At 56.6% G+C, this 14828-nt stretch carries 14 protein-coding genes; 10 read left to right on the top strand and 4 right to left on the bottom strand.

Annotated elements, in window-relative coordinates; translation table 11 throughout:
- The first annotated feature begins 5 nt into the window (after positions 1-5).
- From AWU82_RS14320 to AWU82_RS14365, 10 genes are read left to right on the top strand one after another with little or no spacing between them, the layout of a single operon-like run.
- Complete coding sequence (locus AWU82_RS14320) at positions 6-1991, top strand: phage tail tape measure protein (RefSeq protein ID WP_064381000.1); 1986 nt, start codon at positions 6-8, stop codon at positions 1989-1991.
- Positions 1988-2305, top strand: a complete 318-nt coding sequence (locus AWU82_RS14325) for a DUF2590 family protein (protein WP_064380998.1) — start codon at positions 1988-1990, stop codon at positions 2303-2305. Before AWU82_RS14320 ends, AWU82_RS14325 begins: the two co-directional genes overlap by 4 nt.
- Positions 2302-3477 carry a baseplate J/gp47 family protein gene (locus tag AWU82_RS14330; protein WP_064380995.1) on the top strand — a complete coding sequence of 392 codons (1176 nt, stop codon included), beginning with the start codon at positions 2302-2304 and terminating at the stop codon, positions 3475-3477. The genes AWU82_RS14325 and AWU82_RS14330 overlap by 4 nt, the downstream gene beginning before the upstream one ends.
- On the top strand, positions 3470-3994 hold the full coding sequence (locus AWU82_RS14335; protein WP_064380993.1) for a phage tail protein: 525 nt from the start codon (positions 3470-3472) through the stop codon (positions 3992-3994). Before AWU82_RS14330 ends, AWU82_RS14335 begins: the two co-directional genes overlap by 8 nt.
- An 8-nt stretch (positions 3995-4002) precedes the next feature.
- Positions 4003-5835, top strand: a complete 1833-nt coding sequence (locus tag AWU82_RS14340) for a phage tail-collar fiber domain-containing protein (RefSeq protein ID WP_064380991.1) — start codon at positions 4003-4005, stop codon at positions 5833-5835.
- A 3-nt stretch (positions 5836-5838) separates the two neighbouring features.
- A complete protein-coding gene (locus tag AWU82_RS14345; protein ID WP_064380990.1) occupies positions 5839-6528 on the top strand; it encodes a DUF4376 domain-containing protein in 690 nt (229 codons plus the stop codon).
- Positions 6525-7448, top strand: a complete 924-nt coding sequence (locus AWU82_RS14350) for a hypothetical protein (protein ID WP_064380988.1) — start codon at positions 6525-6527, stop codon at positions 7446-7448. Before AWU82_RS14345 ends, AWU82_RS14350 begins: the two co-directional genes overlap by 4 nt.
- Complete coding sequence (locus AWU82_RS14355; RefSeq protein WP_064380986.1) at positions 7445-7990, top strand: baseplate complex protein; 546 nt, start codon at positions 7445-7447, stop codon at positions 7988-7990. Before AWU82_RS14350 ends, AWU82_RS14355 begins: the two co-directional genes overlap by 4 nt.
- Complete coding sequence (locus AWU82_RS14360) at positions 7987-8691, top strand: hypothetical protein (protein ID WP_064380983.1); 705 nt, start codon at positions 7987-7989, stop codon at positions 8689-8691. Before AWU82_RS14355 ends, AWU82_RS14360 begins: the two co-directional genes overlap by 4 nt.
- Positions 8664-9635, top strand: a complete 972-nt coding sequence (locus AWU82_RS14365) for a hypothetical protein (protein WP_064380981.1) — start codon at positions 8664-8666, stop codon at positions 9633-9635. The genes AWU82_RS14360 and AWU82_RS14365 overlap by 28 nt, the downstream gene beginning before the upstream one ends.
- Before the next feature lie 17 nt (positions 9636-9652).
- Here the strand turns inward: AWU82_RS14365 and AWU82_RS14370 are convergent, their stop codons facing one another.
- From AWU82_RS14370 to AWU82_RS14385, 4 genes are all read right to left on the bottom strand, one after another.
- Positions 9653-10936, bottom strand: a complete 1284-nt coding sequence (locus tag AWU82_RS14370; RefSeq protein ID WP_064380980.1) for an nSTAND1 domain-containing NTPase — start codon at positions 10934-10936, stop codon at positions 9653-9655.
- An 87-nt stretch (positions 10937-11023) separates the two neighbouring features.
- Positions 11024-11320, bottom strand: a complete 297-nt coding sequence (locus AWU82_RS14375; RefSeq protein ID WP_064380979.1) for a hypothetical protein — start codon at positions 11318-11320, stop codon at positions 11024-11026.
- An 8-nt stretch (positions 11321-11328) separates the two neighbouring features.
- On the bottom strand, positions 11329-11517 hold the full coding sequence (locus AWU82_RS14380) for a hypothetical protein (protein ID WP_064380977.1): 189 nt from the start codon (positions 11515-11517) through the stop codon (positions 11329-11331).
- A gap of 646 nt (positions 11518-12163) precedes the next feature.
- Positions 12164-14671, bottom strand: a complete 2508-nt coding sequence (locus tag AWU82_RS14385; protein ID WP_223290691.1) for a BsuBI/PstI family type II restriction endonuclease — start codon at positions 14669-14671, stop codon at positions 12164-12166.
- Positions 14672-14828: the final 157 nt, after the last annotated feature.

The raw sequence follows: 14828 nt of genomic DNA on the forward strand, positions 1-14828 counted from the left end.
AACGCATGGCCGACCGTAGTGCCCGCCTGGACTTTATCCTGGCCCTGACCGACAAGGTCACCGCACCACTGGGCAAGGTGAAGATGGGCTTTTCCGAGCTTTCCGAGCAAAGCGAAAAGAACATCAAAACGATGGGCATGGGCTTGGCCGGCGTAACGGGCGCTTTTGTCGGCATCAACGAATCCCTGCAACCGGCTTTGGAAATGAACCGTGCCTTGGACGAGGTCAAATCCTTGGGCGTGGCCGAGGACGCGCTCACGGCGCTGAATCAAAAATCTCTGGAGTTCTCGGTTGCCTATGGCGAGAACGCCCGAGACTTTGTCGCCTCGGCGTACACCATTGAGGGCGCTATCAAGGGCCTGACAGGCAATCAGCTGGCCACCTTCACCAACACCAGCAACCTGTTGGCCAAGGCCACCAAGTCCGATGCCGAGACCATGGGCGCCTACGTGGGCACCATGTACAACCTGTTCAAGGGCCAGGCCGACGCTATGGGCAAGGGCGAATGGGTGGAAAAGCTCGGCGGGCAAACTGCTCTCGCTGTGCAGCTGTTCCGTACCGACGGCGCCCAGCTCAAGGACGCGTTTAAGGAAGTGGGCTCGATCGCCACCGCCGCCGGCGTGGACATCGCCGAGCAGTTCGCGGTGATCGGTTCGCTGAGCAGCACCATGGAAGGCGGCGATGCCGGCGGACGCTACAAAGCGTTCTTCGAGAACCTGGGCGCCGCTTCCGAAAAGATGGGCATGAAGTTCACCGACTCCAACGGTAAGGCGTTGCCCATGCTGCAGATCATGGAAAAGCTGCAGGGCAAACTCGGCGACCTGACCAGTGCTTCGGCCAACACCAAACTTATGGAGGCGTTTGGCGGGGAGGGTGCGCAAGTCATCACATCCCTGGCCAAGGACACCGATCGACTGCGCAACGGCATGGATAAGTTGGGCAAGGTGCGCGGCCTCGAGGACGCCGAGAACATGGCCAAAGCCATGGTGGATCCGTGGCAACAATTTGCTGCAGCGGTCGAAGCGCTGCGCATTGCCTTCGGCCAGGCACTGATCCCGATCCTCACCCCGCTGATGGCCAAGCTGTCCGGCATTGCCGGCACCATGACCCGCTGGACCCAGATGTTCCCCAACATCACGCGGGTGATCGGCATCGTCTCGCTGACGATCCTTGCGCTTATCGCCGCGATGTCATTGCTGACGTTCGCAGTCGGCGCCGGCCGTATGGCGTGGCTGGCCATGGTCACCGTCTGGAAGGTGGTGCAACTGCTCAACCTTCGCGCCGTCGCCGGTTTCCTTCTGCAGGTGGCGGTTATCGCGCTGTACGTCGCTGGCCTGACGATCCTTTACACCACCATGGCGCTGATTCGCGGCGCGATGATGCTCTGGCAAGGCGCGATCTGGCTCGTCAACGCGGCGATGCTGGCCAACCCGGTCGTGTGGATCGTGATCGGCGTTATGGCCCTGGTCGCGGCCGTGATTGCGGCGGTTGTTTACTGGGACGAGTGGACAGCTGCACTGATGAACAGCGAGGCCTTCAAGTGGGTCAGCGATCAGCTCACCGCGTTGTCGGACTGGTTCACGTCCATGGGTGGCTGGAGTGGGATGGCCAAGGCCGCTTGGGACGGCATCGTCGCGATCTTTCACAAGGCGATCAACAGCCTGATCGAGATGCTGAACAAGATCCCGGGCGTCGACATCGAGACGAAATTCGGCGCCATGCCCGAGGTACCCGGCACCGACATTGGCGTCAACAACGTGGACGCCTCTGCCGCCGCCCAAAAAGCCCAGCAAACCATCAAAGCAGCCATTCCAACCCTGTCGCCTGTGCGGCCTAACGCCGTGCCGCCGGGTGGCCTGCTGACCAGCATTCAGAACAACAACAGCAGCCAGAACAAGGGCACCCATGTGGAAACGCTGAACATCAACACCGCCAAGCCGATGACGCCGCTGGAACTCGAAAACATGATGAACATGGCGGTGCCGGGATGAGCGAATACATCGACCTGCTGATCCAGGACAACGACCTGGTGCTTGATCCGTCCCGCCAGCCTGAGCTGATCGATGACCGGGCCAGCATTGCCCAGGACATCGCTCACATGATCCGCGACAGCGGCCTGCTGGTGACGTTGGTGGCAGAGCGCAACCGCCTGAAACAGCGCGACTGCATTCAGCAACTGGAGCTGCTGGTCGAGGCGGATGAACGCCTCGTACCTGGTACGGCACAGATCACCCAGCTTGAACCCGGGCAGTTCCTAGTGACGGCCACAACCCTGAAATTCGGCAGTATCGAGGTGACGTTGTGAGTGACGTGGATTTCAAACAGGCCCTGTCCGACGCCGGCATTCCGACTACTGAGGCCGGCCTGCGCCAGGCGTGGGAAGCAGAAGTGATCGCCCAGGGCAGCAAACTGAGCAACACCAGCACCTGGTCGCCGTTCTGGCGGGTGGTCACCGCTCTGGTGACCAAGCCGGTGCTGTGGATCCTCGACTTTTTTGTCTCGACGGTCCTGCCGAATTTCTTCGTCAAAACCGCTGTGGATGCCTGGCTGGACATGCTGGCCTGGGGTGTGAACGTAGAGCGTAAAGGCGCGACCAAAGCCCGTGGTTCTTTGCTGTTCACCCGCGTCGCCGCCGGCGGCGCGCTCGAGGTCGCAAAGGGGACCGTAGTGCAGTCGGCCGCGATCAATGGGCATATTTACCAGCTGGTGACCACGGCGATCGGCACGTTCTCCGATGGTGCCATGCAGACATTGATCCCGGTGGAGGCGGTCGACGTGGGCAGTGGTTTCAACTTGGCCCCGGGTTACTACGCCGTGCTCCCTGTGCCCATCCCCGGCATAGCCCAGGTGGTTAACGCTGACGGTTGGTTGACCACACCCGGCGCGGACAGGGAACCCAACGACGAGCTGCGTTTGCGCGTGCGCAACCAGTTCTCGGCTGTGAACCAGTGGCACACCGATGCGGTGTACCGGGCGATGATTTCGGCCTTTCCGGGTGTGCGGCCGGACGGCGTGTATTTCGAACATGGCGCCCCACGCGGCCCGGGCAGTGCCAACGCGTTTGTGTTGTTCGATGCCGACGTGCCGGCGGCGACTTATCTGGCTCAGATCAATGCGCACATTCGCGACCAGGGCAACCACGGCCACGGTGATGACCTGCTGGTGATGGTCATGCCGGAAACCCTGCACACGCTGCGCGTAACGATCTGGCCGCGCTCCACGGTGAGCGCCGCGCAACGCCTGACCCTGCTGGACGAAGTCGCGCTGTTCATCCGGGCGGCGTTCCGCGAAAGCACCGACAGCGACTTCCAGCCGACGCTGACCTACCCGCAATCGCGGTTTTCTTTCAGCCGCCTGGGCGAAGAACTGCACCAGCAATTCCCGGGGATCGAATCGCTGCACTTCGACAACGACGACATCCTGTCGGAACTGAACATTCCCCGGATCCAGAGTCTCGAGGTGCTGGCCAATGATTAAGCTCAGTCTGCCTTTCTGGCTGGGGGGCAAAGAGCTGGAAAAGCTCACGGCTGCCGCGCAGTCCTGGTGGGAAAAGGTGCAGGGCTGGTTGCGCTGGCCACTGCTGCAGCTGGATGCCGACACCTGCCAACTGACCGTGCTCGATCTGCTGGCCTGGCAGCGCGACATCACCCGATTCAAAGGTGAACCCGAAAGCATGTATCGCCTGCGCGTGAAGTTCGCCTTCATCAACGCGGTCGACGCAGGCAGCACCGCCGGTATGAAACGCATCCTCCAGCGCCTCGGGGTCGGGTACGTCGAAATTGAGGAGCGCATGCCCGAGCGGGATTGGGACGTAGTGCTGCTGCGTTTTTCCGATACGCAACTTTCGCAAAACCCTGAACTGTTGCGGGTGTTGATCCAGCAATACGGCCGCACCTGCCGCCGCTATGACTTCGTGACCATCACGCCGGTGCCGTTCCGCATCGCTGTGGTCGACTTCAACGACGACCAGCAAACGCTGGTTGCCAGCCTCTAGGAGCCCCCATGGGAGCCAGCATTACCCTTGCGGGTGAAAGCCTGATCGCGCAAAAACACGTCGCCCAGTTGGGCCTCGATGTCACGCGCTTCATCTTTGCCAACGTGCCCGGGCTTGACCCGAGCGGGCCGGTAGACCGCGCCGCGCCGAAACCTGCGGCCGGGCAGATCGTCCACGTCTATGACATTCCCGAAGAAAACGCCGGGTTCGTGAATCCCAACCAGGTGGTGTACAGCTCGCAGATCGGGTCGGACGTCGGGGATTGGGATTTCAACTGGATCGGGCTGGAGACAGCCGAAGGCGTGTTGTTCGCCGTGGCCTACGTGCCGCTGCAGATCAAGCGCCGCAACATTCCGCCGCTGCAGATCGGCAACAACCTCACGCGTAACTTTCTGGTGGCCTTTGACGGTGCCCAGGCGCTGACCGGAATCACCATCGATGCCGCCACCTGGCAGCATGACTTCACCGTGCGCCTGGCTGGCATCGATGAGCGTGAGCGCTTGAGCAATCGCGACATCTACGGCAGGGCGTGTTTTTTCGGGGCTGCGTTGCAACTGGAAAAAGTCGCCGGCACCTATCAGATCCAACCCGGGACGGCGTATGTCGAAGGCGTACGCGTGGTGCGCAGTGCAGCGCTGCCTGTCGTGCCGGCCGAATTCCCCTGCACCGCGTGGCTCGATGTCTCCCTACAACGTGAGTTGAGCGACGTTGTGGCCAGCTGGCAAGTGATGTTCGCCGCCGATCGGCCCGACTACACCGACAGCGCCGGAACCCGGCACTACTGCGTGGCCATCGCGGATCTGCCCAATGCCAATACGATCATCGATCGGCGCACGGTCGAGCAGATCGAAGATCCCCTGGTCAGCCACTTCGCCGCCCGTGTTGGGGACTATCCGCATCTGCGCGCCCGGGGCACGACCAAAGAAGACGTCGGTCTGCCCCTGATCCCGAACGCCCTCAGCGATGACTGGCGCACTGATGACAGCCAGATCCTCGCCACCACCAAGGCCGTGGCTCAGGCCGTTGCGAAGAATTACACGGGTCCATTGAGCGCCGGGCAGGTGCTGACGGCTTCGATGCGCGGTGTGGTGCTGCTCGATGCCAATACCCAGTCGCAGACCTTCACTTTGCCGCCGGCGAACGAGACCACCGGCGTCATTGATCTGATTATCCGGCGCGTCGACAACAGCCGTATGCGCCTGCGGGTGCAAAGCGCCGGTAACGACCGGATCCTGTTCCACACACATTTGAGTCCAACCGGGTATCCGTTCCTGTTGCTGATGGGCGCCGGCGACTGGTGGCATCTGCGCAGCGATGGCAAAGGTCAGTGGTGGCCGATCGGGCGGGCCGACAGCGCCGCTTTGGGCCGTCCGGTGTTTGATACGACGATGAGCTTTCCCCCGGGTGGGTACGGCCCGATCAATGGTGACCTGTTGTTGCGTGCTGACTGGCCATGGTTATGGGATCTGGCGCGCACGTCGGGAATGCTGACCACGGAGGCAGGCCGCGCCGGGATGGAAGGCGGATGGACCAGTGGTGACGGGGTGACGACTTTTCGCATACCTGAGATCCGCGGCGAATTTCTGCGCCTACTCGATGAAAACCGGGGAGTGGATATCGGTCGGGTGGCAGGCAGCTCGCAACGCGCTACCCGGGTAGCCAACTCGCCGGGCCAGTACGGCGTGGATTTGCCGTCGAACAACTGGCTGGAAAGCATCGAGGGGGGGGAGGATCTCGGCACTCAATTCGTCACCCCCACCATCAACTCTCGTTCCGGAATTTCTGCCGCTCGCGTTCGGGTGCGAAACATCGCCTATCCAGGCCGGCTGAAGGTGATTTAAGACATGACGACGACTTACCTGATTGATGAACTTCTCGTGCTGCACGGACCGGTGACTTTGCCGGAAATCCCAGGCTACGGCCCGCAGTCCCCAAGTAACGCGCTGATATTGGCTAACCCGTTGCCGGCGCCAAAAGCCGGCCATGTCTGGCACCTGGTGAATGGCAAGCCAAAGCAGATCGAGGATCGCCGGGGCACGGTCTACCGCTTGCCGAACGGAACCCCCGAATCCTATTGGCGCCTCGGTCCGCTGCCGGCGGATCTGACGACGTTGACGCGACCTTCGGATTCACACATCTGGACCAATGGCGCCTGGTCATTGGATCTCACGCAGCTACACGCGGGGAAAGTGGCAGAGGTCAACACCGCCTGCACGACGGGGATCACCGGCGGCTTTGCGTCGTCGGCATTGGGCACCACGCACCGCTACGGTAGCGCGCTGGATGACCAGTTGAACCTGACCGGCCTTATTCTCAGTGGCGCCGACAGTCTTTGTTCCTGTCGCGACGAGCAGGGTGTCAAGGCATACCGACCGCACACCGCCACCCAATTGCGTCAGGTCGGTGACGACTTCACCGCGTTTAAGTTGGTGTGGTTGCATCACGCCAACTCGCTTAAGCAGCAATTGGACCAGGCGCTGGCCAACACCGATCGCGTTGCGCTCGAGGCGATCTCCTGGACGGTGCCGGCATGAACTGGTCACCGGTGACGATGCGCTGGCCCGAGCAGGCCACGCAGTGGATGGATGGCCTCAAGGATGCGCAGGCGCTCGCCGGTGGCGAGCTGGCCAGCACCGCGCAACGTTTGGTCGGTCTCGAGGGCCTGGCCAGCACCAACCCGGGACCGGTCGGCGATGCCGCAAAGGGGGCGATCGCCGCAGGGCGCGCTGCATTGGCTGAGCAGTTGGGCCAGGTGCCGGCGTGCCTGGTGGTCACGCCGTTTCAAAGCGGTATCGGCCAGGGTCGCGGCCACCAGCGTGCGCTCTCGGCGCCCAACTTACTGCAGCAGCTGGCGAGCAAGTTGATCGATGGCACGGATACCGGTCGACCGACCGGGCCGCAGTACGCGCTTTCGTTGTTGTTCCTGGGCACAAACTTTGATCAGTTGGCCGGTACGTTGTCGCGCTTCAATGCGCTGCTGCCTATTCCTGACCTGGTGCGAACTGAGCGCCGCGCCCGGCACCTGTCTGTGCTGGAGGCGGAAAAGTGGGAGATCCCGACTGCCGGCCCGCTACCCCGCTGGCAAGCGCTGCCGCTTGAGCGCTGCACCGTCGTGAAAGCGGCGAAGCAATCCATGGCGGGGCAACTCGCGGTGCTGGAAAGCTACGCGGCTGACAGTTCGCCACTGGGCGATCTCGCCGCGCTGGCCCAGCGCAAGGCCACGCAGCAACAGGGTCGTGATCAGCAGTTGAACGAACTCAAGGCCTTGCTGGCCGGTGGTGCGGCTGACACCAGCATGCGCGCCCGCTTGATCGGGCCGGGCGATGTCAACGAGCTGCGCCGATCGCTACTCGAGGGCGACACACCTGGGCACGAATGGGTGCAGTCCGCCGGAGTGCTGCTGGTGGGTTCGCTGGAGGGATTGAGTTTTGTACGGGAGATGGTCGGCTTATGACCTTACTACTCGACGGCGAACAGGTAATGGGCAAGCGGATGAAAATCACTGCCAACCTGCGTATCGAGGCCGACGATATGTCTGGCCAGACCAGCAACACCGAGACGGCGCACAAGGGTTTCAAGCCGAAGACCCTTGCTGTGTCGTTGATGATCCCCTTCGTCGACGCGGTGCAGATGCGCACGATCATGCGTCTGGCCGAAGCCACGGCCGGGGGCGGTCAGCTCAAAATGTACCGGATCGTCAACGATACCGCCGCCGCGTTCGGCATCCGTGAGGTGCAGTTTGCGGACGGTGTCAGCGCCCGTGAAGACGACACGCTGGCCGCTTGGCTCGTGCAGTTCACTCTCTCGGAAAAAGCCTCGAACCCCGAGAAGGTAGAGCAGCGCAGGGCGGCGAATGGCGTCAGCTCACAATCTGCGCCTGGTCAGGCTGTCGGGGGAGCAGCTGGGGGAGCGGGTGGTGCCGGCGAAGCTCAGGAACTAAGCGGTTTTGAAAAAACCCTCAAGAAACTGGACGACTACCTGGCGCCGAAAACATGAAGCTGCATAAGGTTTTGACGATTGCCGGGAAGGTCTACCCGCTGATTAAGGATGAAGTGCGCCTGGACATCCAAAGCCCTGGCCGGGCGACGTTCACGGTACAGGCTGGCGAGCAGCTAAAAGGGCTGGTGACGCTCGATATCGGCTACAACGAGCGCACGCTGCAGCGCCATTTCCTCGGTTACGTCGAGCGCTCGACCGCCGCCAACACCAATCAGCAGCTGGTGGCCTGTCGAGAACTGTCCTCGATCTTGGCAAATCCATTGCCGATGAACCTGCGTCACGTCGACGTGCAGGCCGTGCTGGCCGAGATCAGCGACAAAACCGGGCTGGGTTTTCGTGTTCCGGACAAGGCCTACGCCAAGGTCAAAGCACCTTATTTCTACAGCCTGGCGGCGGGCTACTTGGCGATGGACAGCATGGCCAGCGTCTTCAACATCCCCGACTTTATCTGGCAGCAGCAGGGCGACGGTGAAGTCTTCGTGGGCAGTTGGGCCGACAGTTTTTTCGGTACACGATCGGCTCTGCAGCTGCCCGTCGAATTGTTCGACGGCTACCAGGGCAATCAAAGCGCAATGATCGCGCCCCTTCCAGGGCTTCGACCAGGTGCAACCATCAACCAAGGCGAGCGAATCACCAGTGTGACCCTCGCCGGCAATCAAATGGCGATCAAATGGACGACGCAATCAAGCGCAGCGTAGCGCGCCAATTCCCCGAACTGAGCGGTGGTTACCATCTGCCGCGCTTTGGCCGCGTAATTGCGGTACCGGATGCGCCGACGGCGCCCGGGCTGTGTGACGACTTCCGACCGCGCTTCGGCGTCGACGTCGAAGTGCTGCTGGCCAATGGTGAGCCGGATCCGGATCTGCCGATTTTGACCGGCCTGCCATTGCCGGCGCCGATGGGCGGGCAAGAGGCGGGGATGTTCGGCTTTCCGGAGGAAGGCACCACCGTCGTGATCAGCTTTGCTTACGGTCTGCCACACAAGCCGTTCATCACGCAGATCCTGCCGCACGGTCTGAGCCTGCCCCGGGTGCCGAAGGGCGACCAGGTGTGGCAGCACAGCGAGGCGTGCCAGCAGCGCGTCGACGCGGACGGCAACTGGCTTCGCCAAACCGATGGCAAGATCCAGGACAAGGCGATCGAGCGCGAGGTTGAGGCGCTGGAGAACCGCGAACAGTTCCAGAGCCACACTCAGGCGGTGGATGACCATTCGACCGAGTCGGTGGGAGGCATCAAGAAGATCGAAGCATTGGGCGCGCTCAAGCTGTTGTCGGGCGGATCTGCGAGCTTGGCGGCGGTGGATGACCTGCACCAGGCGACTGGCCGGGATCTGAACCTAGTGGTGGGGCAGAAGTACAACGCTACGGTTGGCGGCGATATGCAGGAGCGGATCGAGGGTTTGCGGCGAAGCCTGGCAAGCAAGGGACAACGCCTGCAAGCGCCAAAGAATTGGATCGGCTCTGAAAGCGTGAATCTATTTCAGGTGGTTTGCGAGACACTCGATCTGTTGGAACAGATGAATGCCCAGATAGCTGCACACGTTCACGGTGCGAGTCCTGCCCCATCTAACAGCGGAGCTTTTTTAGAACTTCGTATCTCCGCGCTTCAATTAAACGAAAAAACCAAGGCCGCCACGCTCTAGCGACAGCCTTGATTAATTTATCCCTGCTTGCTTACTAGGCGGGGACGAGCCTTCACATACGCGGCGAACAACGAGTCGCTGAAACGATAGTAGCGATCGCGCATCTTTACGATCTCACCGCCATATTCATCTGAAGCGAGATGGCCGACATATTGACTTGCGTTATCTACACCCTGGTCTAATGCAAGCTTATAAGCGTTTGTAGTCCAGACTTCGCCGTCATCAGCTTGAGTGGATGCGAGAGCTTTCAAAACAATTTCGCGGTGCTCCGAAGATGCAACAGCTTTTTTATATCGACCTTCGAGTACAGGATCAGATCCATGTTCAGCTATCGATTGAACAGTAGCCTCGATATCCTCAACTGTAATTACTTGCTTCCCTGCCTGGTAGGCTAGCCTGAAAGCATACTTACCGATCAAATGCACCATGTATGGGTGCCCTTGCGCAAGGGAAATGATTCGTTCCTCTGCATCGGTGTTGAACGTCAGATAGTTGTCAATTGCACTTTCCGCAATGTCAATAATCTCACGAAGCTCTTCACTACTCATTGAAGGGAGAGGAATGATGGAACCTGCGAACAATCTATTCGAGGATTGATGTTCTTTCATTAATTGCTGGATGTCTTGAGCAACACCAACTATGCAGAATTTTATTTCAGGAACGTTTGTGGCGAGAGCTTTTAAAAAAGAAGCAAAGCCACTCGGATCCCCTATTTGGTCAAACTCGTCAATAACAATGAGTATTCCGTCTTTGGAAAGCTTCTGCTCTACAATCGCGGCGACGGCATTTGTGAAAACAGTATCGATTGAGTGAGAGCCGATAGCGGCCGAACTTTCTACCTCTGTCCGTTTTTCCCCATCTAGGGCGACTTTCATTCCAAGTATATTTGCGCCAAATCTCGGAGTATAGGAACTAACGATTTTTGATGCTTTCGGGATTTGAGTTACCCACTCCCCTAAGCAGCCAGAAGACGTAAGCAAACGTTCTAAAAGCGCTGTGGTATCAGTGGTGGTTTGACCGCAGGCGTAGTAAAACGTTTGGAAGTCCAGTTTTTCGTCGTGCGGAAGAACTAACTTTTCTAACAGGTCATTGTCACCTGTGGCAATGTTAATCAATTGCCGAGAGAGCGAGGTTTTACCAATTCCACGGTTGCCAACAATCGCTATATGAGATCCTGCTGCAATCAATCCGTAATAAGCATCGCCAACTGATTTTTTTCTACCTGCGAACCGCGTTGCGCTATTTATTTCTTTGGCTGGTTGAAATGCGTTTTCTACCTTGCTAATTGACGGTTTTGCCATGATCCAATCCTTGAGATGATGATCGCTCTCTGATGGCTGAAACTATACATAAAATCTCGTGGGGCGCAGGGGAAGAAGCAAAAACTTTTATCCCTGCCTGCACCACCAGGATTGGGCATAAGCGCAGCCGTCGATGTACTCAATGCCGCTCAATACGAACCCAGTCACGGCCATTCCTGCCAGAGTTGCATCAAGCAAAGGCGGCAGAGGATCCGGATCGAGCGGCATTCCTACCACAACGCGAGCAACGTTTGCTGCCCGGCCTAATTCATGGCAGTCAGTAGAGTTAACCATGACATTGCCCCGGATTGCCGGATAGCGGCGCCGCTCCTTGGGATCCAGCGCGACACCACGTAAGCGCATGGGTGTGACCAATACGTACATGGGGCCTCCTACTCGTCACCGCCAAGATCAAGAAGCCACTCGACAGCAAAGGCCAGCGCCGCGTCCGCCAGCTCAAGCATATCGCTGAGGTGATCAGCATCGATCAGGTGGGCCTGGTGCAGAGCATGGGCTTGCCTGAGCAACGCTTTGTGATGGGCACCGGGCATTGCGAGCAAAGCGGCTTCATCGCGCAACATGACCCGCCACTGCACAATTGCGGATGACTCCGGGGTTACGGTTCCCGCTGATTCTCTATTCATCGGTCATGCCTACCTTCTCGAAGCACTGTATATAAAAACAGTATATCGATCAGCTCATTCCCCTACATCAAAAGAGCGACTGACGGCGATCGGCCCTGGATCGATCGCCGGGACGCCGATCGCTGGACCGCTCACAGAAAATTCCGCCGCCACAAAAAAAACTGCTGAAAAAGCACTTATCCCCCTCCCGCCGACGGACTCTGCGTCCGCCTTTTGTGCAAAGGGAGATAGGGTGAAAATCAAAAGGCTGGCTAGGCCTGCTTCGGGGGCGGTGCCAAATGTGGCGATTTCACGAAGTGCAAGATTTTGCAAACTTGTGCAGAGGCTTCGCAAACCACCTGCCGCGAGCCACGGTATTGACGAATAGCTAAAGTCGCCTGTTTACAGGGGGCGAGCCCTTAAAAATCGGAAATTTCCCGAGTTTTCAGTTCTTTAGAGCTTTAATGGGGAAGGCCTGGAGGCTATTCAGGAAAAGGGGGCAATTGGACTGAAAGCCCCCAGGTATCGCCCGTTCAGGGCATCGGCGCATTTCAAAGGATCCCAAAAACGCATGGTATTTTGGGATCACCGGCAGGATTACTACTTAATGAGGCCCCAAGAACCGGTCGCCATTGAAGTGGATCATATGGGTAGGTGCATCCGCAACCCAGACCTCAGTTTCCCAAGCCAGGACTGACAAATATTTAACCATGGTTTTTCGATCTGGGAAGGCACTAACATATACAAGCCCAGCTTTAGCGGAAGAAAATAGTTTAGCGAGCTCGTTATGGCGTTTCCCGTCAACTGGGCCGTGGGAGGTTACGGACTCAATAAGTAGTAGCCAATCACGCTCAGGCCAATATAAGACGACGTCTGGAAGTTTTCCTTTTCGATCAACGACAACGCCTAGTTCGGCTAGACGTTCTTTATCGAAAAAATCTTCTTTCGCGCCAGTATCGCCTAAGTAGATAACCTCCGCACCAGGTGCAAATCTAGGTCCAAACTCGGTTACGATATCACTGATAAGCTGGCTATGTGCGCCGGGGCTTAGTTTGATTTGTGTTTTCCCATTTAGAATAAGAGGGATTAGCTCCATTTCTCTACCCATAGCGTACTGAGAGATGAGTGTAGGAGATGCCTGTAACCATTTTGCTAACGCAGAATCCCAATCAGGAGTTCCATAAGTCAGTAGCACATGAAATAGTTCTAGTGCAATTTGATAGCAGGCACTCGGAGAGTTAACTGGCCGATCGGGCTTGTCTGGATTATAGAGACATAAGCCGGCATCAACAAACTGGTGTAGTGTCTGCCGGCGGAATGTCTCCCTTGTATTCGGTGCATACTCTTTGCCGTATTTTTCCCTAACCCAAGTCATTATTGGTGTGACACCAATGAGTGGGCGCTGTAATTCGCTCCAAGATTGATCTGGCGCTAAATTCAAAAGAGCTAATAAAGTCAGGGCTGTTCTTTCATTATGCTGAGCTTTCGGAAGCCCAAGTAAAATCAATATTTTTAGCGCATCATCAATTTTTTGTTGGGCGTCCATGGGGCTGTTTCGTTCTCCGGTCATTCGAAAAATCTCTTCATCAATGAAGTTATCTATTTCCATTTGCGTCGGAATGCGATCTTCAACGCAGGCGCCCAACCGGAGCAGAGAATCCTTTGAAGGATAATTCAGGTTTTTTAGGTCTGTCGCATTAACCTGCGTGTGGCCGCCGAAGTTTCTGTAGTATTTGTCGAGTAAAGTGCTATTCAAATAGATAAATAACCCACGAGCAATCATAGGGTCAAAACCTATTTTTCCGGTGTGGAACACATTTAGGCCATTATCTAACCCAATGAGTTCACCCGGTAGCTCTCCTTCATATAAGGTCGCGACAATTCGACGCTTTTCTTCCTTCGAACTGAAGCGTCGCACAAATACAAATGAGCCACTATTAGCCCAGAGTGATTTTTTTGTAGCGGGCGTTATATCTATCGCATTTGGTTTTTTTCCTGTCTTAGGCCAGTTAACGCGTAACCCCAGATGACTTGGCCCAAGTAATGGTACAGAATTATTATCCTTGCTGTCCTTCAGGAATTCTTTGGCGCGAAAACTTACCACTGGACCAGTCGAAACGCTGACATTCAAATCCTGTAGTTTTGAAGAAAAAACTTCCAGTTTTTTGATGACCGCTAGGTCTCTGTCGTTCGCTGCAATATGGAAGAATTTTTCTTTATCGTTAGGGTAAACTATGCTGCTGAAATCGACACGTCGAACTGTCATGTCGGAAGCTGTAATAGTGCCGGATTCTTCATCTAGATGGAAGTCAGATGATGGGCTTGAGGTAATAGTTACGGTACCTTGGCTTTTGCCTTTTGTTAAGTGAATGATGATGTTTTCTTGAAGTACTTCATCATCAGAAAAAGCCATGTTTCGGCTATCAAAAATATGAATATGGTTAATGGCGCTGGTTTCGATTATTAGTTCGCGAAAAGCTTGATAGTACGGGCCATTACAAAAGGATCGTGGAATAATAGCAATGAGTTCTCCGCCTGGAAGAAGTTGCTTCAAGGCCAGAGAAACGAATCCCGAATACAGGTTCACTGACTCAATCCCTGCGCTGCGAAGCAGCTGTCTATGATTGCTTGTGGCAGAGATTTTTTTGTACGGTGGATTCATTAATACATGGGTGTACTTTTGCTCTACTTGCATGAAGCTATTTAGTAGAGAGCTGTTTATGTAGTCTAGACCTTGCAGTGAAGTATTGGCGGGTACTGATCTAGTAGCCAATACTTTCTTGCAAGCTTGTAGAGTTCTATCTAAGAATGGGTGTAATATGGGGTCTATTTCAAAGGCGTCGATGGACAAGCTAGTAACGCAGTTCCTACTAACTACTTCGTCAGTGAATGCGGCCGTTAATGAGCCAGGTCCTGCGCCGGGATCAAGTAGTTTAATAGTGTCTTTTATGTTTTCAAACAAACTGGCCATGTAAAGCGCAATAGGCTTAGGCGTAAAAAACTGCCCTAAGGAAGGTTTAGTTTTTTGGTTAAGTTTAGAGTTTGCTTCGGATCGATAACTTTCAACTTCGTTCAAAATACTCAATTGCATGCTCGCCAGCTCAAAAATCATGCATGATTTTATCATGGTTAGGGCGTGTGAGTTCGTCCGAGCCCACGGCATTTCTAAAGCTTGATTTGCTCGTATGGCAGGGCCGAGCACCTGCTTATGTCGGTGTCTGGCTTCGGGTCGAATGTCCGCTTCGGGTCGTGAGTAGCCATTGAGACGC

Source organism: Pseudomonas glycinae (genome assembly GCF_001594225.2).
GTDB lineage: Bacteria > Pseudomonadota > Gammaproteobacteria > Pseudomonadales > Pseudomonadaceae > Aquipseudomonas > Aquipseudomonas glycinae.

What these genes read in the sequence shown, in the direction of transcription:
- AWU82_RS14320 (WP_064381000.1), top strand. Translation starts at nt 6, where the DNA reads ATGGCCGACCGTAGTGCCCGCCTGGACTTTATCCTGGCCCTGACCGAC.
- AWU82_RS14325 (WP_064380998.1), top strand. Translation starts at nt 1,988, where the DNA reads ATGAGCGAATACATCGACCTGCTGATCCAGGACAACGACCTGGTGCTT.
- AWU82_RS14335 (WP_064380993.1), top strand. Translation starts at nt 3,470, where the DNA reads ATGATTAAGCTCAGTCTGCCTTTCTGGCTGGGGGGCAAAGAGCTGGAA.
- AWU82_RS14340 (WP_064380991.1), top strand. Translation starts at nt 4,003, where the DNA reads ATGGGAGCCAGCATTACCCTTGCGGGTGAAAGCCTGATCGCGCAAAAA.
- AWU82_RS14345 (WP_064380990.1), top strand. Translation starts at nt 5,839, where the DNA reads ATGACGACGACTTACCTGATTGATGAACTTCTCGTGCTGCACGGACCG.
- AWU82_RS14350 (WP_064380988.1), top strand. Translation starts at nt 6,525, where the DNA reads ATGAACTGGTCACCGGTGACGATGCGCTGGCCCGAGCAGGCCACGCAG.
- AWU82_RS14355 (WP_064380986.1), top strand. Translation starts at nt 7,445, where the DNA reads ATGACCTTACTACTCGACGGCGAACAGGTAATGGGCAAGCGGATGAAA.
- AWU82_RS14360 (WP_064380983.1), top strand. Translation starts at nt 7,987, where the DNA reads ATGAAGCTGCATAAGGTTTTGACGATTGCCGGGAAGGTCTACCCGCTG.
- AWU82_RS14365 (WP_064380981.1), top strand. Translation starts at nt 8,664, where the DNA reads ATGGACGACGCAATCAAGCGCAGCGTAGCGCGCCAATTCCCCGAACTG.
- AWU82_RS14370 (WP_064380980.1), bottom strand. Translation starts at nt 10,936, where the DNA reads ATGGCAAAACCGTCAATTAGCAAGGTAGAAAACGCATTTCAACCAGCC.
- AWU82_RS14375 (WP_064380979.1), bottom strand. Translation starts at nt 11,320, where the DNA reads ATGTACGTATTGGTCACACCCATGCGCTTACGTGGTGTCGCGCTGGAT.
- AWU82_RS14380 (WP_064380977.1), bottom strand. Translation starts at nt 11,517, where the DNA reads ATGTTGCGCGATGAAGCCGCTTTGCTCGCAATGCCCGGTGCCCATCAC.
- AWU82_RS14385 (WP_223290691.1), bottom strand. Translation starts at nt 14,671, where the DNA reads ATGATTTTTGAGCTGGCGAGCATGCAATTGAGTATTTTGAACGAAGTT.